21 protein-coding genes are annotated in these 22,952 nt (G+C 61.3%); 10 read left to right on the top strand and 11 right to left on the bottom strand.

Annotated features, from left to right (window positions below; translation table 11 throughout):
- Positions 1-173: 173 nt before the first annotated feature.
- Positions 174-1,790, top strand: a complete 1,617-nt coding sequence (locus tag ACFWYE_RS08430; RefSeq protein WP_379110741.1) for a GMC family oxidoreductase — start codon at positions 174-176, stop codon at positions 1,788-1,790.
- Positions 1,787-2,998 (top strand): mandelate racemase/muconate lactonizing enzyme family protein, encoded by a 1,212-nt coding sequence (locus ACFWYE_RS08425; RefSeq protein ID WP_379110739.1) that lies wholly within the window; start codon positions 1,787-1,789, stop codon positions 2,996-2,998. Before ACFWYE_RS08430 ends, ACFWYE_RS08425 begins: the two co-directional genes overlap by 4 nt.
- A 102-nt stretch (positions 2,999-3,100) precedes the next feature.
- Here ACFWYE_RS08425 and ACFWYE_RS08420 read toward each other — a convergent pair whose 3' ends face one another.
- A complete protein-coding gene (locus tag ACFWYE_RS08420) occupies positions 3,101-4,039 on the bottom strand; it encodes a diacylglycerol/lipid kinase family protein (protein WP_379110738.1) in 939 nt (312 codons plus the stop codon).
- A gap of 734 nt (positions 4,040-4,773) precedes the next feature.
- Between ACFWYE_RS08420 and ACFWYE_RS08415 the strand changes: the two genes are divergently transcribed.
- The 3 genes from ACFWYE_RS08415 (at position 4,774) to ACFWYE_RS08405 (ending at position 6,930) form a co-directional block, all read left to right on the top strand.
- Positions 4,774-5,208 carry a hypothetical protein gene (locus ACFWYE_RS08415; RefSeq protein WP_379110736.1) on the top strand — a complete coding sequence of 145 codons (435 nt, stop codon included), beginning with the start codon at positions 4,774-4,776 and terminating at the stop codon, positions 5,206-5,208.
- A 3-nt stretch (positions 5,209-5,211) separates the two neighbouring features.
- Positions 5,212-6,342, top strand: coding sequence for a hypothetical protein (locus tag ACFWYE_RS08410; protein ID WP_379110734.1), 1,131 nt, complete (start codon positions 5,212-5,214; stop codon positions 6,340-6,342).
- Between the two features lie 87 nt (positions 6,343-6,429).
- On the top strand, positions 6,430-6,930 hold the full coding sequence (locus ACFWYE_RS08405) for a hypothetical protein (protein WP_379110732.1): 501 nt from the start codon (positions 6,430-6,432) through the stop codon (positions 6,928-6,930).
- 7 nt (positions 6,931-6,937) lie between these two features.
- Here ACFWYE_RS08405 and ACFWYE_RS08400 read toward each other — a convergent pair whose 3' ends face one another.
- The 3 genes from ACFWYE_RS08400 to ACFWYE_RS08390 form a co-directional block, all read right to left on the bottom strand.
- Complete coding sequence (locus ACFWYE_RS08400) at positions 6,938-7,552, bottom strand: hypothetical protein (RefSeq protein WP_379110730.1); 615 nt, start codon at positions 7,550-7,552, stop codon at positions 6,938-6,940.
- Positions 7,553-7,587: 35 nt separating this feature from the next.
- Entirely contained in the window at positions 7,588-9,225 is a 1,638-nt protein-coding gene (locus ACFWYE_RS08395) for an FAD-binding protein (RefSeq protein WP_379110728.1), read from the bottom strand.
- A gap of 153 nt (positions 9,226-9,378) precedes the next feature.
- Positions 9,379-9,627 (bottom strand): DUF1344 domain-containing protein, encoded by a 249-nt coding sequence (locus tag ACFWYE_RS08390; protein ID WP_379067759.1) that lies wholly within the window; start codon positions 9,625-9,627, stop codon positions 9,379-9,381.
- Between the two features lie 372 nt (positions 9,628-9,999).
- On the opposite strand from ACFWYE_RS08390, the gene ACFWYE_RS08385 reads away from it, so the two are divergent.
- Positions 10,000-10,257 carry a SemiSWEET family sugar transporter gene (locus ACFWYE_RS08385; RefSeq protein WP_379067756.1) on the top strand — a complete coding sequence of 86 codons (258 nt, stop codon included), beginning with the start codon at positions 10,000-10,002 and terminating at the stop codon, positions 10,255-10,257.
- Here ACFWYE_RS08385 and ACFWYE_RS08380 read toward each other — a convergent pair.
- The 6 genes from ACFWYE_RS08380 to ACFWYE_RS08355 all read right to left on the bottom strand — a co-directional run bounded on the left by ACFWYE_RS08380 (position 10,248) and on the right by ACFWYE_RS08355 (position 16,686).
- On the bottom strand, positions 10,248-11,318 hold the full coding sequence (locus ACFWYE_RS08380) for a CapA family protein (RefSeq protein WP_379110726.1): 1,071 nt from the start codon (positions 11,316-11,318) through the stop codon (positions 10,248-10,250). The genes ACFWYE_RS08385 and ACFWYE_RS08380 overlap by 10 nt on opposite strands.
- A 56-nt stretch (positions 11,319-11,374) precedes the next feature.
- Positions 11,375-12,184: a galactosyl transferase gene (locus ACFWYE_RS08375; RefSeq protein ID WP_379110724.1), complete on the bottom strand. Its 810-nt coding sequence runs from the start codon at positions 12,182-12,184 to the stop codon at positions 11,375-11,377.
- 37 nt (positions 12,185-12,221) lie between these two features.
- Positions 12,222-13,226 (bottom strand): polysaccharide pyruvyl transferase family protein, encoded by a 1,005-nt coding sequence (locus ACFWYE_RS08370; protein ID WP_379067748.1) that lies wholly within the window; start codon positions 13,224-13,226, stop codon positions 12,222-12,224.
- Between the two features lie 51 nt (positions 13,227-13,277).
- A complete protein-coding gene (locus ACFWYE_RS08365; RefSeq protein WP_379110722.1) occupies positions 13,278-14,762 on the bottom strand; it encodes a lipopolysaccharide biosynthesis protein in 1,485 nt (494 codons plus the stop codon).
- Positions 14,759-14,968 (bottom strand): hypothetical protein, encoded by a 210-nt coding sequence (locus ACFWYE_RS08360; protein WP_379110720.1) that lies wholly within the window; start codon positions 14,966-14,968, stop codon positions 14,759-14,761. Before ACFWYE_RS08360 ends, ACFWYE_RS08365 begins: the two co-directional genes overlap by 4 nt.
- A 287-nt stretch (positions 14,969-15,255) precedes the next feature.
- Complete coding sequence (locus tag ACFWYE_RS08355; protein WP_379110718.1) at positions 15,256-16,686, bottom strand: amidase; 1,431 nt, start codon at positions 16,684-16,686, stop codon at positions 15,256-15,258.
- Positions 16,687-16,998: 312 nt separating this feature from the next.
- Between ACFWYE_RS08355 and uvrB the strand changes: the two genes are divergently transcribed.
- From uvrB to ACFWYE_RS08335, 4 genes are all read left to right on the top strand, one after another.
- On the top strand, positions 16,999-20,070 hold the full coding sequence (gene uvrB / locus ACFWYE_RS08350) for an excinuclease ABC subunit UvrB (protein WP_379110716.1): 3,072 nt from the start codon (positions 16,999-17,001) through the stop codon (positions 20,068-20,070).
- A 109-nt stretch (positions 20,071-20,179) separates the two neighbouring features.
- Positions 20,180-20,392 carry a hypothetical protein gene (locus ACFWYE_RS08345; RefSeq protein WP_379067733.1) on the top strand — a complete coding sequence of 71 codons (213 nt, stop codon included), beginning with the start codon at positions 20,180-20,182 and terminating at the stop codon, positions 20,390-20,392.
- Between the two features lie 150 nt (positions 20,393-20,542).
- Entirely contained in the window at positions 20,543-20,734 is a 192-nt protein-coding gene (locus ACFWYE_RS08340; protein ID WP_101939646.1) for a hypothetical protein, read from the top strand.
- 29 nt (positions 20,735-20,763) lie between these two features.
- Positions 20,764-21,189 carry a VOC family protein gene (locus ACFWYE_RS08335; protein ID WP_379110714.1) on the top strand — a complete coding sequence of 142 codons (426 nt, stop codon included), beginning with the start codon at positions 20,764-20,766 and terminating at the stop codon, positions 21,187-21,189.
- Positions 21,190-21,273: 84 nt separating this feature from the next.
- On the opposite strand, the gene ACFWYE_RS08330 is transcribed toward ACFWYE_RS08335, so the two are convergent.
- Positions 21,274-22,896, bottom strand: a complete 1,623-nt coding sequence (locus ACFWYE_RS08330) for a tetratricopeptide repeat-containing sulfotransferase family protein (RefSeq protein WP_379110712.1) — start codon at positions 22,894-22,896, stop codon at positions 21,274-21,276.
- Positions 22,897-22,952: the final 56 nt, after the last annotated feature.

Genomic DNA, 22,952 nt, shown 5'->3' with positions numbered 1-22,952 from the left:
GCGGCGCGACGGGAAAGCGTCAACGCCGGCAGGCAGGAACACCGCCCTTGCGGGAAATGAACAGCTCGGTTGTTTCGGTCGTTTTTCTCACACCGCATGCCGGAAGTGCCGGTGATAGCGACGAATGCGACAGCTAGTCTGGTAAAAAAGCAGACCGGGCACCGCCATTCGCCATGCAGACTTATGATTTTATCGTCGTCGGTTCCGGCTCGGCCGGCTCGGTTGTGGCGGAGAGGCTTTCGGCATCGGGACGTTTTTCCGTACTCATCCTCGAAGCCGGCGGCAGCGACAGGCGTTTCTTCGTGCAGATGCCGCTGGGTTACGGCAAGACCTTCTTCGATCCCGCGGTGAACTGGAACTACAAGACCGAGCCCGATCCGGGCCTTGCCGGCAATGCCGATCATTGGCCGCGTGGCAAGATCCTGGGCGGATCGAGCTCCATCAACGCCATGGTCTGGATCCGCGGTGCCCGCGAGGATTTCGACGCCTGGGCGGCCGCCGGAAATCCCGGCTGGGGCTATGACGATGTTCTCCCCGTCTTCAAGGCCATCGAAGACAACGAGGCCGGCGCGGACCAGTGGCGCGGTCGCGGCGGCCCGATCCACGTCACCGACAATCGCGCCCGTGTCCACCGGCTGACGATCCGCTACTTGAAGGCCGTCGAACAGGCCGGGCTGCCCGCCAATGACGACTTCAACGGTGCCGACCAGGAGGGCGCAGGCATCTACCAGATCACGACCAGGAATGGGCGCCGCATGTCGACGGCCCGGGGCTTCCTCCGCCCTGCCATGAAGCGCGCCAATGTGCGCGTCGAAACACATGCGCTGGCGACGAAGATCCTGTTCGAAGGCAGGCGCGCGGTCGGCATCGAATATATCCAGAACGGCGAAACCAGAATCGTGCGCGCCGGCCGCGAAGTGATCTTGTCCGGCGGCTCGATCAATTCGCCCCAGCTTCTCCAGCTCTCCGGCGTGGGTCCAGCCGATCTGCTGTCCAGCCTTGGCATTGCGCCCGTACAGCAGTCGGAAAATGTCGGTCGGAATCTCCAGGACCACCAGGGTGTCAACTACACCTGGAAGGCCAAATGGCCCACCCTCAACCAGGTCCTGCGGCCGTGGTGGGGCAAGCTGCTGGTCGGCCTGCACTATCTTGTATTGCGCTCCGGCCCACTGTCGATGTCGATGAACCAGGGCGGCGGTTTCTTCCGCACCGATCCCGACCAGCCTCGTCCAAACATGCAGCTGTACTTCCAGGCCTTTTCCACCGTGCTGCCGAGACCAGGCGAACGGCCGATCCTCTCGCCGGATCCGTGGCCTGGCTTTTCCATCGGCCTTTCCAACTGCCGTCCATCCAGCCGCGGCGAGATCATGATCCGTTCGAAGAATCCACAGGACCATCCGAGGATCACCCCCAACGCTTTCTCGACCAACGAAGACGTGTCGGAAATGCTCGACGCCGTGAAGTTCCTGCGCCGGATCGCAGCGCAACCGGCGCTCGCCGACATCATCGCGGAGGAGGTTTTACCTGGACCTTCAATCACTTCCGATGCCGACCTGATTCAGGATTTCAGGAAGCGTTCCGGTACCGTCTATCACCCCGTATCGACCTGCCGCATGGGCCCGGACCCTGCCCGTGCCGTGGTCGATCCACGCCTGAAGGTCCATGGCCTGAGCGGCCTGCGCGTCATCGACGCGTCGATCTTTCCTGACAACATCGCCGGCAACACCAACGCCGCCTCGATCATGACGGGGTGGAAAGGCGCTGAAATGGTTCTGGAGGACAATCGATGAAAGTCACAGACGTAAAGACCTGGGTTGTCGGCAACCCGCCACCCGGCATCGGCGGCAAATATTTCATCTTCGTCAAGCTGACGACTGATTCCAATATCGTCGGCTATGGCGAAGCCTACAACGCCACCTTCTCCGGACACGTCACCGCCCGCATGATCGAAGACATGGCCGAACGCTACTTGATCGGCCGTGACCCGCATGATGTCGAAAGTTTCTTCCGCCGCTGCTATTCGTCAGGCTTCACCCAACGCCCGGACGTGTCGGGCATGGGCTGTTTCTCCGCGCTCGAAATGGCTTGCTGGGACATCATCGGCAAGGAGGCCGGCAAGCCGGTCTACAAGCTGCTCGGGGGCCAGGTGCATGAAAAGCTGCGCTCCTACACCTACCTTTATCCGCACGAGGGCAGCGTCCATTCCGAGGATGCACAAGGTCGGAACGTCTACAACGATCCCGACCTCGCCGCCGAATGCGCGGCACTTTACGTCGATCAGGGCTTTAACGCCGTGAAGCTCGACCCCGCCGGTCCGTATACAGCCTTCGACGGCCATCAGCCGCGCCTCCTCGACATCGACCTCTCGGCCCGCATGATCAAGGCGATCCGCGAGGCGGTCGGCACCCGAGCGGATATCCTGTTCGGCACCCACGGCCAGTTCACGGCTTCCGGTGCGCTTCGCATGGCCCGCGCCATCGAACCCTACGACCCACTCTGGTTCGAGGAACCAGTGCCGCCGGATATGCCGGAAGTGATGGCGCAAGTCGCACGCGGCACCTCGATCCCGATCGCCACGGGCGAGCGGCTGACCACCAAGTTCGAGTTCGCTCGCGTCATCGAAAACCGCGCTGCCACCATCCTGCAGCCAGACCTCGGCCGTTCCGGTGGCATTCTCGAGACCAAGAAGATCGCGGCAATGGCCGAGGCCTATCACATCCAGATCGCACCGCATTGCTATTGCGGCCCGATCGTGGGCGCCGCAAACATCCAGGTCGCGGCAACGTTGCCGAACTTCCTTATCCTGGAATCCCTGAAGCAGTGGGATGGTTTCCACGCCACTCTGCTCAAGAAGAAGCTCGAATGGCAGGACGGCTGGGTCATTCCATCAAAGGAACCCGGCCTCGGCGTTGAACTCGACCAAGCGGTCTGCGAGGCCCATCCCTGGAATGGCAAGCAACTGCATCTGGAAATGGCGCCGGACCCGCTATTTCCCTGAGATCGCGAGAGAGAAGTCGAAAACTCGAACTCTTTCAGCAACTTGCTGAAATCTCCGGAATCAGTTCGACAGGAAGCTGATTCAAGATGCGAAGCGCTTGAATCAGCACCTCAACTTCAGGGCACGGGGCATGATCTCGAACTCTGCAGGGACACGGCCCGGCGCTTCCCCATCGATATCGACCAAAGCACTGTTGTCGAAAGCACCGCTTGCCGGCTCGACCAGGACCTTCCTGCCGCGAAGGATGGTAACCGCCGGATGGTTGCGGTGCTGTCCGGTGTAGAGCAGGCGGATGTCCCGCATGAGCGCGACCTTGCCCCCGGCGCGCAGGATGACGATGTCGAACTGTCCGTCGTCCAGCGAGGCGTCGGGTGCGATCATCATGCCGCCACCGAAGAAGGGGCCGTTGGCAATGGCCACCAGGGCGACACGCCCCGCGATCGGTTCCCCGTCGTCGATCGTGACGATCACATCGTCGAAATGGTAATTGAAGAATTCCGTGACCGTCCGCCACAGAAACAAGGCCTTTGCCGGGATCCGTCCTTTGCGCCTGTCCGCGTTCACCGCGCGATCGACATGACCGGACAGGCCGAGGCTGGCAATGTTGATGAAATGCCGGCTGGCCAAGGCGCCGTGATCGTCGATGTAGGAGATGCGCCCGACATCGATCATCCGTATTTGGCAAGCGGCAATCCGCTCGAGCACCGCGTCGATATCGTCCGGCAAGCCGAGCCCGCGCGCGAAATCCGATCCTGTACCGCACGCAAGCAGGCCGAGCGCCGCGCTGTCATAACCCTCCCTTGCCGCCTGAAGCAGGCCATCCGCGGTTTCGGAGGCTGTACCATCACCACCGGCGGCAATGACCAATTCGTATCCCTCGGCTGCGAATTCGATCGCCAGGCGCTCTGCATCTCCTTCCGCCAGTGTCTCGCGCATCTCGAAGCGGCCGAGGTGGCGTTCGAGCGCGCCGGCGACGTCGACCCAGTCGCGCTTCAGCCGACCATCACCGGCAATGGGATTGAGAATGATGCCGACCTTCAACCGCGTCTCCCCTTGCGGTGGCCCTACCCGTATGAAAACGTCTCACTCAGAACTCGGCAAGGGCGGCGGCGGTTGCACGCAAGTTGGCGGCTTGGGCAAAACCGTCCCGTTTACCCGAAAAAACTCCTTTTACCACACGTTATTCCCGATAACCCCAGTATTCACAGGCCGTCCGTGGTTCCACATCCCGGTGATCGGGCGTATGGTTAAATCATCTCAGGCGGCCACGGATTGAACGGTCGAAAGACAACGGCAACCGCGCGGAACTCCTGAGGCCTGCACCGCGCAGATCAGCAACGGGCTTGCTCGTTGCGAAATCAAGAGCCGCGATGTGCGGGGCCGCGGAAAGCGTGCGAACGCCAACGGCGGACCGATGCGAGCCATGAAGGCCGGGCAAGACCTTCGATGGCACGTCGACCGAAGCCCGCAAGGGTAGAGACCGGCGTGATCCGGATGAACGCAGCCCTTCGGGGAGGCCGACGGACGGGTCGTCAAAATCAAGGCCGGCAGGTGCAATGTCCTTCGGAAATTGCCGCCGCTGACTGGTCCTGGTCTGACAGGGAGGCGCTGGGAGAGATCCCGGCGCCAACTGTTTTTGGGGCCTGCTTCACAATGGCGATTTCCAGATGCTCCGGTCGCCGGCACGGCCACTGCGTGACCCAACGCGCCACGGCTGCACACAGGAACGGAATCGGCTATCGTCCCCTTGTCATTCGAGGAGAGAGGGACCTTCCATGACGCTGATCCAGAAACTCGCCCTGGCTTATGCCGTGCTTTTCTTCGCCGTCGTGGCGATCGGTTATGTTCCCGCCTTCAACGATGCCAACGGCTACCTCTTCGGCCTGTTTTCCTTACAGTGGTACGATGATCTGCTGCATGCCTTCTCAAGTGTCTGGGCTGCGGTCGCCGCTTTCGTCTCGCACCGGCAGTCGGTGTTTTACTTCAAGCTGTTCGGCTCGGTTTACCTTTTCGACGGCGTGCTCGGCCTCATCACCGGCTCCGGCTGCCTTGACGGAGGCATCTTCATAAACGGCTTCCGTTCCTTCAGCGACATAGAGTTCCCGGCACGCTTCTTCGCCAACCTGCCGCATATCCTGATCGGAGGCATCGCCGTCTACATCGGCTTCCGGCTGGCCAAACGTGTACACGACCACTTCGCGACGGCTTGAACCATGTTCGTGCTGCGTTGGCTGAAACGCATCCTGAAGACGATCGTCTGGCTGGCCGTCATCGTCCTGCTCATCCCGATCCTGGGCCTTGCCTATGGTTGGCTCTCCACCTCACCCCTCGACACTGCCCCCCTGCCCGGCATTGCCGAAGGCGCACCACCGAAGGAACTGGCAGACAAGGTGCGCGCCGAGATTCCCGGCTACCAGCGGCCGGAAGAATCGACCTTCCTCACCTATCCGGAATGGGCCATCGTCTATGCCGCGCGCGAATATGCCGGCTATGTGAAAGACAATCCGCCGAGCGGCTTTCCCTACTGGTCCTACATCGGTCGCTTCTGGCAGGACTATGCGATGGTTATCCGTGCCAGTTCCGCATACCCGTTCAACGGGCAGAACCATCAGATGCTGGCGGTCATCGGCACCAGCCACACGATCGAGCACGTCATCCAATGGGCCTATGAGAACACGGTCGGCCGCGTCACGGAAGCGATCGGTGGCCATCGCACGACCGCAGATGTCTACCAGGCCAGGGTGGCGGCAGACTATGCCGCCTTCCTCGACCAGGTACCGTGGTATCAATTCCCTTATGCCGAAAAGCGCGCAGGTCTGTTTGCGGTCGAGCCCGCGGCAAGTGACGGCGCGGTGCGCCCAAATGAACGCAAGCTCGCCTTCGGCCTCGCCGACACGATCAAGCAGGGCTACGCGGATCTGATCAAACAGGCGCTCGCCGCCACCTCCGACCCCGCACTGCTCGACATCCATGTCTGGGCCAAGGGACCGGTCGGTGAGGCGACGCGCGGCGAGCCTGACACCTTGCTGGAACGCGATCATGGCGCAGATGGCGCCGTCTTCGTCACCAAGCGCTACCAGGTCTTCACGGAGATGATCCCGCGTTTGATCGGGAAAGGCGTTTCCTTCGTCGAGATCGGCGGCAATGACGAGATCATGGCCACGGTTCTGTCCAATGCCCCGGTTGCTGTTCCCGAAGGCGCCCGCGAGTTGTTCTCCTATCCGCTGCCGGCCGACCACGCGTTGCGTCGCACCGGCCTCGTCGTCGCCGTGCGCAAGCTCCATACCGTCGTCCCCACTTTGATCGAGAGTGGGGCAAGACTGGAGCACGTCTACGATTATTGACCCTTTCCGCCACGCTGATTTCACAATCGCAGCGAAATCCCGCCGTGTTGCTGAGCGATCCTGTTTCTGATTTCGAGGGGCTCAGCCGTGATCAAGACCGCACTTGTCGCCATGACCATCGTGGGATGCGACTGCGACGCAAAGCTGTGTGAATATATCGGCGAAACACCGGCCAAATGGTCGACGGTCGCCGACTGTGAAGCTGCGATGAAAAACCAGATGCTGCAGCACCGCAAGGGATTCAACTATCCGGTGGTCTCCGGCATATGCCGCACCGTCCAGCCGCAAACGGCTATGACCGTCTCAGCCGCTCTGCCAAAAGTCGCGTCGGCTCCGCTCGATGATGAAATCGCTGCACTTGGCCTGCATCGACCGGAAAATCCGGTCGGCCCACGTCCCGCAGCGGCAATCAAAATCAGGACGGAAGCCCGTGAACCCGATGTCGACGGCAGTGACGCAACCCTCTATCGGACAGAGAGTGGTTACACGCTGGTCAGGACCAGGCTGGACCGGACCGTCTCGAACACCGCCATGATCCTGAAACGCTCCGCCGGCTGGCTTTCGGCGCAACTGCAGGGCGGATGGTGATCACCGTCTACTTGCCCATGTGGAGTTTCAGGCTCTGCCAGAACTTGTCGATCATCGGCAGGTCGGCTGCTGCGTTATCATCATCCAGGCTGGTGATCACCACCACACCCTGGTCTGCGGTTCCGTAGCTCATTACCTCGTAAGCAACCTGGTCGGTGCGGGACTTCACCGTAGCCGTCAGCCCCTGCAGCACCTTGCCGTCGGCAAGCTTGCGCGAGCCGGCTTTCTGCGTGAGCTTTCCACCCGCTCGTACCGATTCCTTGGTGATTTCCTGCAGCATGAGCTGGTTGAGCATAACCGGGTTCATATCGGAATATTCCTGGATTATGACCATCGAGCCGACCGCCGAGGCCATCAGATGCTGGTCGATTCCCTTGGACAGACTGGTCTTCGTTACCGTCACCGTGCTCGGGTGCACGAAAGAGAAGCTGTTGCTGCTGAAGGTCGCGAATGCATTGCGTTCCAACCTGATCCGCGCATCCTTGCCGTTCGGCAGGGTCACGGTCGCGTCCTCGCCGGGATCGATGTCGATTGAAACGCCGTCGATGGTAAGTTTGTAGGCCTTGAGATCTTCCGAAACCGCTGGGGCAGAGACAAGCATGACAGCAATGACACCTGCCATCGTCGCTCCGTATCGCATCCCAATTCTCCGCTGCGTCAGGTTGTGGGGCTGAGTGCCTTCAAGGCCCGATAAAAGGTCGAGGAGAACAGCTCGTCGGGGTCGTAGCTGCGCTTGCGTGCCAGGAAGAGCGGCAGTTCCGGATAGGATGCCAGCAATTGCGCGCCGGTGTAGTGCAACTGGTAGGGCAAGAAGAAACGACCGCCATATTGGATGGTCACGTCGATCAGTGCGCGCGTCAATTGCCGCATCTGCGCACTGCCTTCTTCGGATGTTGGCTGGTTGATGTAGAGCACCAGCGAGAAGGCGGGCTGCGGCGCATAGTTCAGCGCAATGTCCTCCTTGTGCACCACTCGCACCGAGGCATTCAGCACCGGCAAGGGCTGGTTGCGCAGTATCGTGCGCACCTCGGCGACATAGGCATTGTAGGCAGCGCGCGGCACGAAATATTCGTGCAGGATATCGGTTTCACCCGCCAGATCGTTGAACAGATACGGCACGGAATCGTGCATGGGGTTGTTGCGGGTCACGAGACAGGCCTCCCCCTCGCCCATCGCCGCGGTGCGCGCCACCGTGCAGCTTTCAAAGCGCGGCTCCAGAGTCTTTTCGGTGAACCATTTCACTTCCTGGAACGGCGCACCCCATTTCGCCAGGTTCATGATCAGGCGCTTGACACCGACCGCACCGGGCTCGCCGATCGATGGTTGATCGCCGGGCGGCTGCTCGGCCACTTTTTCGTAGCGATAGACGATCATGTCTTCGAGGAAATTTCCCGGTGCCGTCGACAGATGGCCGTAGAACAGGCCGATCTCGCGGTTTGGTTCCAGGATCTCGCTGAAGAACCGCGGAAACTCCTCGGATTTTATGATTTCGCGGCTGGTCCGGTAGACAGCATTGTCGACGATGTCGAGCGTTGCTTCCAGCACCACGCCGAACAGGCCGTAGCCGCCGACGACATGGCGAAACAGGTCGGCATTCTCTGACGCCGAACACCTCAGCACCGAGCCGTCGGCCAGCATGAAGCGCAGCGACCGGATCGAACCGGCAACTGAACCGGCCTGATGGTCCATGCCGTGCGCATTGACCGACAGCGAGCCGCCGACGGAAAAGATATCGGTCGACTGCATCGCCTTCACCGCAAAACGCGGATGCAGGATGTTCTGGATGTCGTGCCAGGTGGCACCGGGCTGCACCGTCATCGTCTTGGCAGTCGCGTCGACCGAGACGGCATTGAACTTGCGCATGTCGAGGACGACGGCATTGTCGTCGAAGGCATGACCACCCATCGAATGTCGTACCGCCGCCATCGAGACCTTCAGGCCATTGGTGCGCGCAAACGAAAGTGCTTCCGCTACGTCTTTTTCATTGCTCACTTCGACCATGCCGTAGATGGGTGTGCGCGAAAGCCCGCTGGCATCATTCACGGTCCCGCCCTTGGTCAGCCAGGTCAGACCCGCATCATGGCTCGGCGCATTTTCCAGTGGCTGGAGAGGCAAGGCGTGACCATCCACGTCGGCGATACGTCCGGCGTCCTTCGCTGAGGAAGGGCTGCGCATCAGCCGGGCTATGGTGTTTCCGCCCCACAAAACGGCACCGCCGACCACCGCCGCACCGAGCAACAGTCGCCGGGTAGGTCGCCAGCCGCTTTGACGGTTCCCCATGCGTTGCACGGCCATGTTGCCCTCGTTTTCCAACCGATAGCGCGGGCCTTTTGCAAAGGCCATACCACGACGGTGCGATCGGCAGCCGCGAGACACAAGAAAGCCGACCTGTCGGCCGGCTTTCTCCGAACAGCACGCAGATTGGGAGGAAACGCCTTCGCGTCGGGCTCAGGATGATTTGACGATCGAGGTGACAATGCCTGTCTTGTCGTCGACGGTCACCGCCACCTTGATGCCGACCTTAAGCTTGTCGACCGTCGACTCCGCCGGAAGCTGATAGATCTTGCCGTCATCGAGGGTGAACGACTTGGTATCCGGGTCGATCGATTTGATCGTGCCTTGCACTGTTGCGGCATAGCCGGCCGATACAGACAGCGCGACGAAAGCGGTCGCGGCAAGCATCTTGATTTTATTCATGGTCAGAGCTCCGTTTTTTGGGATCGGAAGCGCCCCGGTCAGCTTCACACAATCACCTGCGGCGCTGCGAAAACGACGGGACATCAGAAACTAAGGAGCCCAAGGCGCCGGGACCAAATCACATTGAATAACTTTGCCAAACGAAATCATAGACTTAAAGTCATGTAACTCGGCGGGAAACGCCGTTTTTCGTTCTCCTTCAGCTGGTTAGGGCAAAAATCACACACCCAGGACATTTTTACCTCGATGCCCCTCGATGAGCCCAATTCTTCTTTGGTCCAGTTCGCACCTCTCTTCCCAAGAATCGCGCATTCTGGCATATTGGACCGGTTCAATCGGCGCTCCCGGCCGATCTTTCTGAAAGTTTACGTCTTGCACCCCTCGATCGAAATTATCGGCGCGGTCGCTGCTTTCATCACGACGGTCGGATGGATTCCGCAAGTCGCCAAGATCGCCCGCGAGCGTCGCGCAGGCGACATCTCGCTTGTCACCACCGGCGTCCTCGCCTTCGGCATCCTGCTGTGGGCGCTGTATGGCATCCTGATCGGCTCCTGGCCGGTCATTCTCGCCAACGGCTTCACCTTCATGCTGGTCGGCGCCATCGTCGCCATGAAACTGCGCTACGGCTGAGCTGCCCCCAGAACCCGAGCCAGCCTCTCGTCGACACGGGCACGCAAAGTTCCGCCAAGATCCGTCGCCGGCACCAGTCGTTCGCGGCCGCTGTCCCTCAGCCGTACAAACGGATGCATCCGATATCCTGCGACCTTGCCGAGACTCTCCGGTTCAGCGCTTATGTCGACAGTGAAGATCCCGCCGATACGCCCCGGCCAGGGTTGCCGTGCCAGTGCAGTGCCCAGGAAGTCGCCCAACCCATAAGCAACAGGCGCCTGTCCGATCAGGTCCACCGGCTGCAGGACATGCGCATGATGTCCGACAACCAGGCCGAAGCCGTATTCGGTCAGCCGCCGCGCCAGCACCAACGTTTCCGCTTGCGGAAAATGCCGGAATTCCCAGCCCCAATGCGGCACCGCGCATAAGAGATCCGCATTCCCCAGGCTGCCCGTGGGCCAGCGCTCGGGGTTGGATTCTGTTGATACGCGGCCAGAAAACAATGCCTCGGCAGCGTTTCGCCAAAGCGTGAAGGCAGCAAAACCGATGGTGAGACCGCCCGCGTTGACCGGAAGCATTGGGCCACCGTGTGCCGTCCCGATCATACGGATGCCGAGCCGCTGCAACGCACCGACCGTCTCCTCGAAGCCCTCGATACCCTGGTCGAGCATGTGGTTGTTGGCGAGCGACAGCACCAGCCGTTCATGACGGATACCGACCGCGGCCATCGCCTCAATGAAGAAAGCCTCCTTCATGGCGTGGTGTGTACCGAGCCACGTGCCGAACCTCGCCCGCACGCACTCGACGATCGGACTTTCACAATTGCCGATTACCAGATCGGCGGAGCCCAGCAACTCCTTCAGCCTTGGATCACAAATCGGCGCCTGGCTGGAAGCGACAGCCGAGATATCACCGACAAAAGCCAGTCGCACAGTCCTGGCTGGCCGAGGCACCAAAAGGTCCGCCGCTGCCGGTCCGAAATCCTCCGCATCGCTGTGCAGCGACGGTTTCAGGAAACGCGGCAGCCAGGAGAGCTTGTAGGAAAGCGGATAGTTCGACACGCGCGACCCAGGATTTTTCACCCCGGTTTATACACTCCGCCGCAAGCGGTGAAGTGGCACATTACGAGGACGAAGCGCTACGCGGCCCGGCCGAAGAACTCCCGCCTTGCGCCATCGTCAACCAGCCGAAGCTTGCCCATGCTGCGCAGCAGGCGCCGTGGCCGTTTCAGGGCTTCCCAGCTCAGGAAATATTTGACCAGCAGGCTGGGCGCCTTGCTGTGCGAGCCGGCATGGCCGACACGGTAGACAGCGCCACGGAACGGCAGTGGCGCCAATGGCGTACCATTTTTGGCCAGGATGTCGGCGATGCGGACATGGCTGCCCAGCATCGACTTGATCCAGTCCAGCGACGCATCTTCGAAACGCTCGGGCAGGCCATAGAGCGCGGCCCGAATGATGAGCGATGTTCCGCACAGATGGCTGAAGTCGTCATACCCGAGCAGGATCTTGCCACCGTCGTCCCAGATGTAACCCTTGTCGATCGTCCAGCCATTGGTGTTTTGATTTTCCGCCACATGTTCGACGATGCGGGCGCTGACGAAATCGTCATCGTCCACGATCATGAAGAAGCTACTGTCGCGCGCGGCCAGCATGCCCATCAGCACGCGCCGCCCCTTGTCCGCGCGGAAAGCGTCGTAGACGTCTTCGACATTGGCCTTGTCGATCTCATGCAGGACATTGGGCGGGAAGGTCACGCGCACGACGCTGAAGCCTGCCGGCAGGTCCGGGAGATCCGCGCCTTCATTGGCCACGATGATGCCTTGCCAATCGCCGTTGGTCTGGTTCGAAATCGACGCAACTGTCTGGGTAAGGTTCGCCTTGAGCAGCCCCCAGTCGCGGGCGTTGTCCTGATGACGAACAGGGATGATGAAGGTAACGAGACTCATCGCAGCTTGCCTCCGTGTTTCTTCGACATCCGCGACCTCATGCGGCGATCCTCTGTCGGGCCTGGCCGCGCGCCCAGTTTATGCCATCGTCCAGCGACGTTGCCTTGTAGGAGAGATCGGTTCCGCCCGAGAAGGCATTCATGAAACGCCGCACCTTGCCATAGCTGTTGTCCAGCACGGCGTGTGGACGCCCGATCAGCAGCGAGCAGATATGGACATGCAGCCGGTCGGTGACGATGGCTTGCCCGCGCGATATCTGGCGAATGCCACGCTGGAAGCGGTTGTGCGCCGCTGCATCGAGTTTGCGCAGCCGCACCTCGCCCGGCTTCAGCGACAGCAAGCCGGATGCAGCGCCGATCGCCTTGGAAACGCGTACGCTTCGCGCGGATTCGCTCGTCCAGTCTTCGACCGGAATATCGCCATAAGCGGACAGATCGGCATCACCCGCTTTTTCCTTGTCTGACCGCAGCATGGCGAGAACCGGAAACTCTGCCGCCGCCGGCTTGATGGCGCCAATGGCGAAGGCCATGTCCGGACAGAGGCGTACCTGGCAATCGAAGTGCTTCTCGGCGAACGCCATCGATTCCTCGTCGCGCACCAGCAGCACGAAGTTCTTGTGCCGCGCGATGGCGCGTGCGCTTTCTTGGATGCGTTCGGCCGACGCGTAGTGGATCGACTGCGGGAACTGGATGATCTGGCGGTTCGGAAAACGCTCGAGAATCCGTTCACGGAAATCCTGATGCGCAACCCAGATATCGCCGAAATTGCCGCCGCCATGGATGAAGATCGGCCCACTCGGCATCACCTGTTCCAGCTCTTCCGCCGAAAAATCATCGATGCGCGAGACGTAGGCTGGCCGCTTGCCGAAGCGATCCTTCAGATAGGCCATCTCACCCAGCCAGATCGCGGAATCACCGCAGTTGCGGATGTCCGGAAAATCGAGGATGGCCATAGGCTCCTCGACCGACAGATAGTCCTTGAGGCAGTCATGGATCCTGTCCTGCAATTCCTTGATCAGGACCTGATTTGATTTCGGCGTCATGAATGTCTCCATCTGGCATGTTGGACGGCCGCGCTTGGTCGTCGTGTATCGTCAGGCGGGGCGTACTTTCGAATAGATCTTGCCCAGGATTTTCTGGATTTCCGTTTCCGGCCCCTCGGGCCGTCCCATCAAAATCCAGAGCATGAGGGTGGAAGCGCAGTACAAAAAGCCTCCAAGGCTCACCAGAACCACCAGTTGCTTGGCGAGTTCGACCTTGTCGGTTGTGTAGTCCAGATAATGTGACGCCACCGCGACGCCGGCGGCCATCAGCGCGATGCTGGCAAGCGCGCGTACATTCGCCCAAAGCTGCTTCGACACGCTGACGCCGATGAAACGCCGCACCAGGATCATGTTGACCAGCGAACTGAACAGGCCGGTGAAGACACGACCGATGATCACACCCGGCAGGCCAGCCATGACCAGTCCGATCACCATCACCGGCACACGCACCAGCAGCATCTGGGTGTCGCGGACGAACAAAAGCCGCGTCTCGCCTTTGGCCATGCCGAGTGGCTGCACCAGCGAGCCCAGCGTCTGCAAGGCGAAGACCGAGGCCAGCGCCTGGATGATGAAGATCACCGGCGCCCATTTCTCGCCAAGCGTCAGCCGGACCAGTGGATCGGCGATCACCGCGACACCGATGCCGGCCGGCAGCGCTATCGCCGCGACCAGCGCCTGCACGCGCTGATAGGCAGCGGCGAGACGAGCCGGATCTTGGCGGATGCTGGCGAAGCCCGGATAGATCGTCTGCGTCAGCGGCATGGTCGCTTCACGCGTCGGCATCATCGCCAGATTGCTGCCCAGCGAGTAGTAGCCGAGCGCTGAACCACCGAGCATCTTCCCGACCAGCAGATAGTCGAAGCGCCAGTTGAGCGTATTGACGATCTGGCCGGCCGTAAGCCAGGCCGAAAAGGAGAAGAACTCCTTCATGTGCTGGAACGTGATCCTCGGCCGGAAGGGCAGCACCATGTAGGAGACCACCACATTGGTGGCCTGGCTTACCAACGTGCCGATCACCAGCGCCCAGTAGCTGTGATAGATCATGGCGATCGCCACTGCCGCGACGAAACCCGTGAGCTTCTGCGAGACCGCGAGCACGAATTCCTGCCAGAAGATCAGGTCACGCTGCAGCATGATCCGGCGCGGATTGATCAGACCGCCCAAGAGGATGCTGACGCCAAGCGCCAGCATGACGCCGGTAAGCCGTGGCTCGTTGAACAGGAGCGCCGCCGGATAGGCGAAAACCGCGAACAACAGGCCGAGCAGCAACCCGCGCGAGGCGTTCAGCGTCCAGGCGGCGCTGAAATGCGATTCATCCGGAGCCTTGTGGCGGATCAGCGCTTCGGAAAGCGAAATCTGGGTGACCGTGTCGACGATCAGCAACATCGTCGTGGCCAGTGCAACAAGGCCGAAATCGGCAGGTGTCAGATACCAGGCCAGGATAAAGGTCGAGAGCGTCGCCAAAGCATTGACGATCGCCCTGGACAGGCTGAGCCACATGCTTCCCTTGACGAGGCGTCCGGTGATGCTGCTCATGCGACGACGCCCGCTCCATCAGATGGAACGATGTGCGCCGCCAGAAGGCGAGTGGTTCTTCCGGGCATTTCGAGCGCCGCTAGAGCGCTTCCGTTTTTCATGGAAACACGGAAACTCTCCAACTCTTCATTTTTACGCAATTCCAGACGCAAAACCGCTGCGTACTTTTGCTGGAATTGCTCTAGAGCGATGTCCGCCGGTACCAAGCCGTACTCCAATCGGAACCGGTCACGGCGACAATCCTTATGGGATTTCCGCACGCGCCTATCTTCGTTCGCCCCTGCCGCTTACCAAGACGGCCGCAAATTAGAGTCCGCTATGTTGCACCGCAATAGGAACCTGATCACGGTTCATTTCAGGCTTTCGTTATATAACCGCGACAGCGGTTTAGCCTTGCCTGACAGCCGTCTGATCCGCCCAGATGTAGGCCGGAAATGTGTCAGCATTGGAGCTTTCGACAGGGAGACTCGGCTGGACTGCTTGCCTCCTCGCCTCACGCACTGATCGGCGGGCGTTTGTCTTTCCAGGGCATTGCCTGCTCGAGCTGGCTTGAGACTGCAAGCACCACGGCCTCGTCGCCGTAGCGGCCAACCAACTGCACGCCGATCGGAATGGCCTCATCCGACCAGCCGAGCGGCAGCGAGATCGCCGGCAGGCCGGAAATGTTGAACGGATAGGCAAAGCCGGCATCCGCCCATCTTGCGTTGAAGCGGTCGAGATCGCTCATCGACATGTCGTAATGCCCCATCGGGCGCGGCAATTGCGTCAATGTCGGCGTGACATAGATGTCGTAGGAAAAAAGATCCTGCGCGATAGCACGGCTGAGCCGGCGCAGTTTTTCAACATCACGCACATGCTCGACACCGCTGATCGACCGGCCGCGCTCGATCACGGCCCAGGTGATCGGCTCGACGTCGTCGCGCGTGACGGGTCGGCCGACGGCCTCGCCCAGGTTTTCGAACATCGCTGCCGTTTCGACCGGTCCCATGTGGCAGTAGGTGCTCCACGCATCATTACCGTCGAGCGCCATATCGTGCTCCTCGACATCATACCCAAGGCCCTCCAGTGCCTTGGCGGTGGCTAGGACCGTCGCCCTCACCTGCGGGTCGACAGGCGTGCCATTGTTCGAGGTTACGGTGTAACCGACGCGCAGCCGCTTCGGCGCGCGCCGTGACAGATCGAGCCAGCTTTCGGCAGGTCTCGGCGGAACATAGGCATCGCCCGGCAATGCACCTGCCACGGCGTCGAGATAGGCTGCGGTGTCGCGCACCGTGCGCGAATGGCACAGGAAATAGGCGCCACCGTACCAGAAATCGCCATCGGGAGCGAGCGTGACTCGACCGCGCGAGGGTTTCAGGCCAACGATGCCGCAACAGGAAGCCGGAATACGGATGGAACCGGCGCCGTCGCTCGCCTCGCTGACCTGCACCATGCGGGACGCGACCGCCGCAGCCGTGCCACCGCTGGAGCCGCCGGCCGTTATGCCTTCTTTCCATGGATTGATGGTGGCGCCGTAGAGTTTCGGCTCGGTCGAAATCGACCAACCGTTTTCCGGCGCGTTCGACTTGCCGACCAGCACGAACCCCGCCGCCTTGACCCTGCGCACGGTCTCGGAATCCGCCTGGGCGACGAGATCCTTCATGTAGGACGACGAATTGGTCAGCGGCGCGCCCTGCCATGAACTGCCGAGTTCCTTGGCAAGGAACGGAACCCCGGCGAACGTCGCCTTACGGTCGACCTCGGCTGCGGTCGCTCGCCCCATCTCATAGAGTCGATGGACGACCGCGTTGAGCCGGGGATTGAGTTGCTCGATCAGCGTGATCGCGGTCTCGACCACCTCCAGCGGCGAGACTTCGCCACGCTGCACCAGTTCCGCAACCCCGAGCGCATCGGATTGGACATAGACATCCTGCAGGTTTGTCACGATGTTTCTCCTCCCAGAGAATGCGGCTGACCGATCGCCAGCCGAATACGATCCCGGTCCGGCCCCTCGCCCGTCCCCAACATGAAACAAGATAGGGTTGCTCAACGCGTGCTGAATGGAGCAGATCGACCATCTGTGCCGGGCCAGCACGATCCGGCCTGAAAGGTGACCGCCATTGAGGCAGCATGGACTGCGATCCCGAATCCGCTCCTGACAACCTCATGTCAGGAGCCCAGCTGACATTGCAGTCGTGAGGTCGTTCCTAACCTTTCGGCTCTTCCCATTTCAGCGGACTCCTCCCATATTCGGAGCATGGCCAAATCCCCTGAAAAGAACCCGCCTCGCCCGGAGGATCGTTCCGCACCGCGCAAGCGCGGCAACGGAGTCACCGATTACCTCGACGCTTCGGAACCGTTGCATCGGGGCGGCGGCTTCGAGGAGGCACAGCAGGCTGAATTCACCGGCACGCCGTTGAGCGGTTCGATCTCGGGCTGGGCCGAGCAGATCGCCAAGGAAGCTGAGAAGGCCCCGCCAAAACCCAAGAAAGTGCCGGAGAAGAGCGCCGCACCGACCCGTACGGCGCGTGGTACCTCGATGGGCGGCGCAGCTTCCGCCAAGGAGCGGGCAGCTGCAGGCCTCAACCCGGTCGCCGGTCTCGACATCAGCCTGGAAGACGCAGCCTTCCTATCCAATTCGGGCGTCACCGCGACAGTTCAGGCGTTGGCCGACCTGATCGAGAGCGGCAACCCATTGCACAAGAACGGCGTGCTGTGGACACCGCACCGCCCCGAGCGTCCGGAAAAGTCCGAAGGCGGCATCACCATCAAGATGGAGACCGAGTTCACGCCGTCCGGCGATCAGCCGACGGCGATCAAGGATCTGGTCGAAGGCGTCGCCAATGAGGACCGCACCCAGGTGCTGCTCGGCGTTACCGGTTCGGGCAAGACCTTCACCATGGCCAAGGTCATCGAGGAGACGCAGCGCCCCGCCCTGATCCTCGCGCCGAACAAGACGCTGGCCGCGCAGCTCTATGCCGAGTTCAAGAAGTTCTTCCCCGACAACGCGGTCGAGTACTTCGTCTCCTACTACGACTACTACCAGCCGGAAGCCTATGTTCCGCGAACCGACACCTTTATCGAGAAGGAAAGCTCGATCAACGAGCAGATCGACCGCATGCGCCACTCGGCGACGCGCTCGCTGCTCGAACGTGACGACGTCATCATCGTGGCGTCGGTGTCCTGCATCTACGGTATCGGTTCGGTCGAAACCTATACGGCGATGACCTTCCAGATGACGATCGGCGACCGCCTCGACCAGCGGCAGTTGCTCGCCGACCTCGTCGCGCAACAGTACAAGCGTCAGGACGCCAACTTCGTGCGTGGCTCGTTCCGCGTGCGAGGCGATACGATCGAGATCTTCCCGGCCCACCTTGAGGACCGCGCCTGGCGAATCTCGATGTTCGGCGACGAGATCGAGTCGATCACTGAATTCGATCCGTTGACCGGCACCAAGACCGGTGACCTGAAGAGCGTGAAGATCTACGCCAACTCGCACTATGTGACGCCGCGGCCGACACTCAACCAGGCCATCAAGTCGATCAAGGAAGAGTTGCAGCATCGCCTTGTCGAGCTCGAAAAAGCCGGGCGCCTGCTGGAAGCGCAGCGGCTGGAACAGCGCACGCGCTTCGACCTCGAAATGCTCGAGGCAACCGGCTCCTGCGCCGGCATCGAGAACTATTCACGCTACCTCACCGGTCGCAACCCCGGCGATCCGCCACCGACGCTGTTCGAATACATCCCGGACAACGCCCTGGTGTTCATCGATGAAAGCCACGTCACCGTACCGCAGATCGGCGGCATGTACCGGGGCGACTTTCGGCGCAAGGCGACGCTGGCGGAATATGGCTTCCGCCTGCCGTCCTGCATGGATAACCGGCCGCTGCGCTTCGAGGAATGGGATGCCATGCGCCCGCTCACCGTCGGCGTCTCGGCCACGCCGGGCAGCTGGGAGCTGGAGCAGTCGGGCGGCGTCTTCGCCGAACAGGTCATCCGCCCGACCGGCCTTATCGACCCGCCAGTCGAGGTCCGTCCAGCCAAGAGCCAGGTCGACGATGTCGTCGGCGAAATCCGTGAAACCACCGCCAAGGGCTACCGGACGCTGGTGACGGTGCTGACCAAGCGCATGGCCGAGGATCTGACCGAATATCTGCACGAGAATGGCATTCGCGTGCGCTACATGCACTCCGACATCGATACGCTGGAACGCATCGAGATCCTGCGCGACCTGCGCCTCGGCGCATTCGACGTGCTGGTTGGCATCAACCTGCTGCGCGAGGGCCTCGACATTCCCGAATGCGGTTTTGTCGCCATCCTCGATGCCGACAAGGAAGGCTTCCTGCGTTCGGAAACTTCGCTGATCCAGACCATTGGCCGCGCCGCGCGCAATGTCGACGGCAAGGTCATCCTCTATGCCGATACCGTCACCGGCTCGATGGAACGCGCGATGGCGGAGACCAATCGCCGCCGCGAAAAGCAGATGGAATACAACACCGCCAACGGCATCACCCCGGAAAGCGTGAAGTCGCGCATCGCCGACATCCTGGATTCGGTCTACGAAAAGGATCACGTCCGCGCCGACATCTCGCAGTTTACCGACAATGCCGGCGCGATGATGGGCAACAACCTCAAGGCCCATCTGGAAGCGCTCGACAAGCAGATGCGCGATGCCGCCGCCAATCTCGATTTCGAAAAGGCCGCCCGCGTACGCGACGAGATCAAGCGGCTGCGCGAGATGGAACTCGCCATTTCCGACGACCCGCTGGCACGCGAAGTCGAAGGACAGAGTCCGGCCTCGGGCCGCGAGAAAGGCAGGCACAACAAGGGTGTCGCCAAACATCGTACCGCCGAAGAACAGGAGCGTTTCCGCAAGCTCGACGAAGCGCGTGCCGCCGAAGAAGCCACCAAGGCTGCCCGGCCCAACCTGTTCCGCAAACCGCACCTCGACGAGATGGGCGCCGATGGCGCGGTTCCGGTGAAGAAACCGCTGTTCCAGAAACCCTCCATCGACGACATGGGCCCAGGAACCGATCAGGAGACACCGGCCGGCGCAATCTCACGTTCGCTGTTCAAGAAGCAGACGGCTGCCGAAGCGCATGGCTCGGATTACGGCACGCCGGATGACGGCAAGTCGCTGTTCCGCAAGAACTCGCTCGACGAGATGACGGTGCGGCGCACCGAAAAGCCCATCGAAGGCACGCTTCCTGTCAAACCCGAGGACGTCAAGCCGATCGTGCGTGAGCGCGCTGGCATCGGCTCCTACGAGGATCCGGGGGACAAGGCCAGGCAGAAGCGGCGCCCGGGCAAGACAGGCCGGCCAGGACACTGACATCCTCGGTAACCACACTTGCCGGGAATGGCAGTGCCGGTTTCAGAAAGAGGTAATGGTTGCGCTTTATTCTCGGCGAAACGGGCTCTCAACCGGGGCGGCGTTTCCAATGAAGCCAGACAGAAGAACTGACATCTCATCGGATGGTTCTGACGGCCGCGGCGCTGCAGCACTCCTTGCTGCCGGGCTGACACTGGCCGTAGTCGTCTGTTCATATTTCTTCGAAAGCGCTCTTGGCCAAGGTGGCTATCTGCTTATGACGGTTCCGTTTTCACCGGTGCTGTTCGGTATCCTTTACTACATGCTGAGGCGCAGCGTTTAACCGGCACATTTCGGCCAGTCATCCCGCCATCGCGTTCGCCAGTAAGCCTGTTGCGAAAAAAATCTCGCCCCCGCTGTCGGGAAGCAGTCGCACCATTCGTTCCTTGGATGTCGGCACAATGATGTCGCCGCCAACAAGGGAGAATGCACCATGTCGATCCTGTCATCCATTGGTCGCATCGCGACCGAATATTCGGCGGCACGCACCCGCGCCCGGACCGAGCGCGTGCTTCGTTCGCTGCCGATCGAACTGCGCAAGGATATCGGTTGGCCCGAGACAGCCGATGGCTGGGCGAACCGGCCGTTCGGGCTGATCGCCCGTGCGAATTCGCTGAACCCGTAAGCTGCCCCAACAAACGAGAGGAGCCCCCTATGAACGACACGACAGCACAGACCGAATACCCCCGCCCGAAAGTGCTTGGTGGATTGATCGCCTATCTGCAGGTGGATGGCGCCGTGAAGGCCGCTGAATTCTACAAGCATGCCTTCGGCGCCGAGGAAGTGTTTGCCTATCCGCCGGATGAACAGGGTCGCACCATGCACATCCATCTCTATGTCAATGGTTCATCGCTGATGCTGAGCGATGCCTTCCCCGAGCATGGCCATCCGCACAAACCGGCTCAAGGCTATACGATGCAGCTCATCCTTCAGGCCGACAATATCGATGGCTGGTGGAAACGCGCGGTGGAAGCCGGTTGCGAGATCGAAAATCCTCTCGGCGACATGTTCTGGGGCGACCGCTGGGGCAGCCTGCGCGATCCGTTCGGCATCAACTGGGCAATGAACGCCCCCAAGTAGCCAGAGGCCGACCTCACGTCAGGCTCGCTTCCAGCCGCCGGGTCATATCCCCAGATGATCCGGCGGTTTGTCCTTCAACGAGCGCTACTTCAGCCGCTCGATCAGCGGATTGAGCCGCTCGCCATAGCGTTTCCAGAGATCGACGGAGCCCTTGTACATAGGCTGGCGCACCTGAGCGGCCGAGGCCGTGCGCACCTGCCGCTCATTCTCGTGGAACGACAGCACCGCTTCACTCCACGGCAGGCCGAGATAGTCGATCAGCGCCCGGCTCTGACCTTCCTGATCGGCGACGAAATCCTCATAACGCACATCGTGCACGACACCCGGCAGAACCGCGTGCCAATGTGCCATCATATCCACATAGAGATTGTGGAAGTCGGCCAGCTCGGTGAGATCGTAGCCATAGAGATGGCCATCGCCACGGAAATGCGACTTGAAGATCGACAGGCATGTCGCCACCGCATTGCGGCTGCAATGCACGATCCTGGCCTTCGGCAACATCAAATGCAGGAAGCCGACCAGCAGGAAATTGCCCGGCATCTTGTCGGTGATGTGGTTGAACCCCGGATAGCGGGCATGCAGCATGTCGAGATAGTCGTGCCCCGCGTCAGCAAAGGCCTTGCCCGGCATGTCGGCGATGCCCGCCGGGAAGCCGCCCTTCATGTCGAGTGGAAAACCCTTGCCGACGGCCGTCTTCAAGATGGTCAACTCCCCTGCGCCGAACACCTGCGGGTGGCTGGCGATGATCTGTTCGACCAGCGTCGTACCCGAACGCGGCATGCCGACAACGAAGATCGGTGCATCGTCTTCGATCGTGCTCGGCTTGTGTATTTCGAAGAACTCCTTGGTGAAGGTCGCCTTCATCGCCTCGAATTCGGCGCGGGTCCTTGCCCCATCATAGGCGATGCCCTTGCGGCGGATCGCGTTGCCTTCGGCAAAATAGTCGAAAGCCTTGTCATAGATCTTGAGATCGTCATGCAGCTTGCCGAGGCCGAAGGATAGCTGCATGCGTGCCGGACTGTCGGCCGGCGCCTTGGCGTGTTGTGTCTCCATGGCGGCAAGTTCGCCGTCGGGTTCGCGTTGAGGCTTCACCTGGGACAGCATCATCCACGACTTGGCCTGAGTCGGCTCCGCCGCCAAAGCCGTGCGGAAATGTTCTGCCGCCTCGGCCAGGCGGCCTTTCTCCATCAGCCCGACGCCATAGCCGTGATTGAGGTCCGCATCCTTCGGACGAATGGTCAGCGCCTCGCGGAATGTGGCGAGTGCGTCATCCAGCCGGCCCGCCTCCTGCTGCGTCTCGGCGAGCCCCGCCCTGGCGCGCATTTGGAACGGATTGCGACCGATCGTGGCGCGAAAGACCTCCTCGGCGGCATCGAAATGACCGATCTGGCGCAATGTGGAACCGAGGTTTTCGCGCGCTGCCGCGTGATCCGCCTTTGCGGCCACGGCCTTGCGGAACTGGTCGGCAGCCGCGACGGCCCGGCCCGTGTCGCGCAGCACCGTGCCGTAGTTGTTGAGAAAATCGGGGTTGCGAGGTTCAGCACGCAGCGACTGTTCAAGCAAGACCAGTCCTTCGGTGCTGCGACCAGTCTGGTGGAGCAAGAGCCCGAGGAAATGCGCCGCAGCCGAATGACCGGCCTTGGCGGCAAGAGCCTGCCGATAAAGGCTTTCCGCTTCCTGCAGCCGCCCCGTCTGGTGCAGTTGCAACGCCTGGGCGACGGCCCGATCAAGATCGCCCCCCCGTGGAGGCTGCCCGGAGCCGC

The sequence above is a fragment of the Mesorhizobium sp. NPDC059025 genome, assembly GCF_042739655.1.
In the GTDB taxonomy this organism is placed as follows: Bacteria; Pseudomonadota; Alphaproteobacteria; order Rhizobiales; family Rhizobiaceae; genus Mesorhizobium.
Note: the sequence above shows the minus strand (reverse complement) of the source record. Positions and strands in the feature narration are given on the sequence as shown.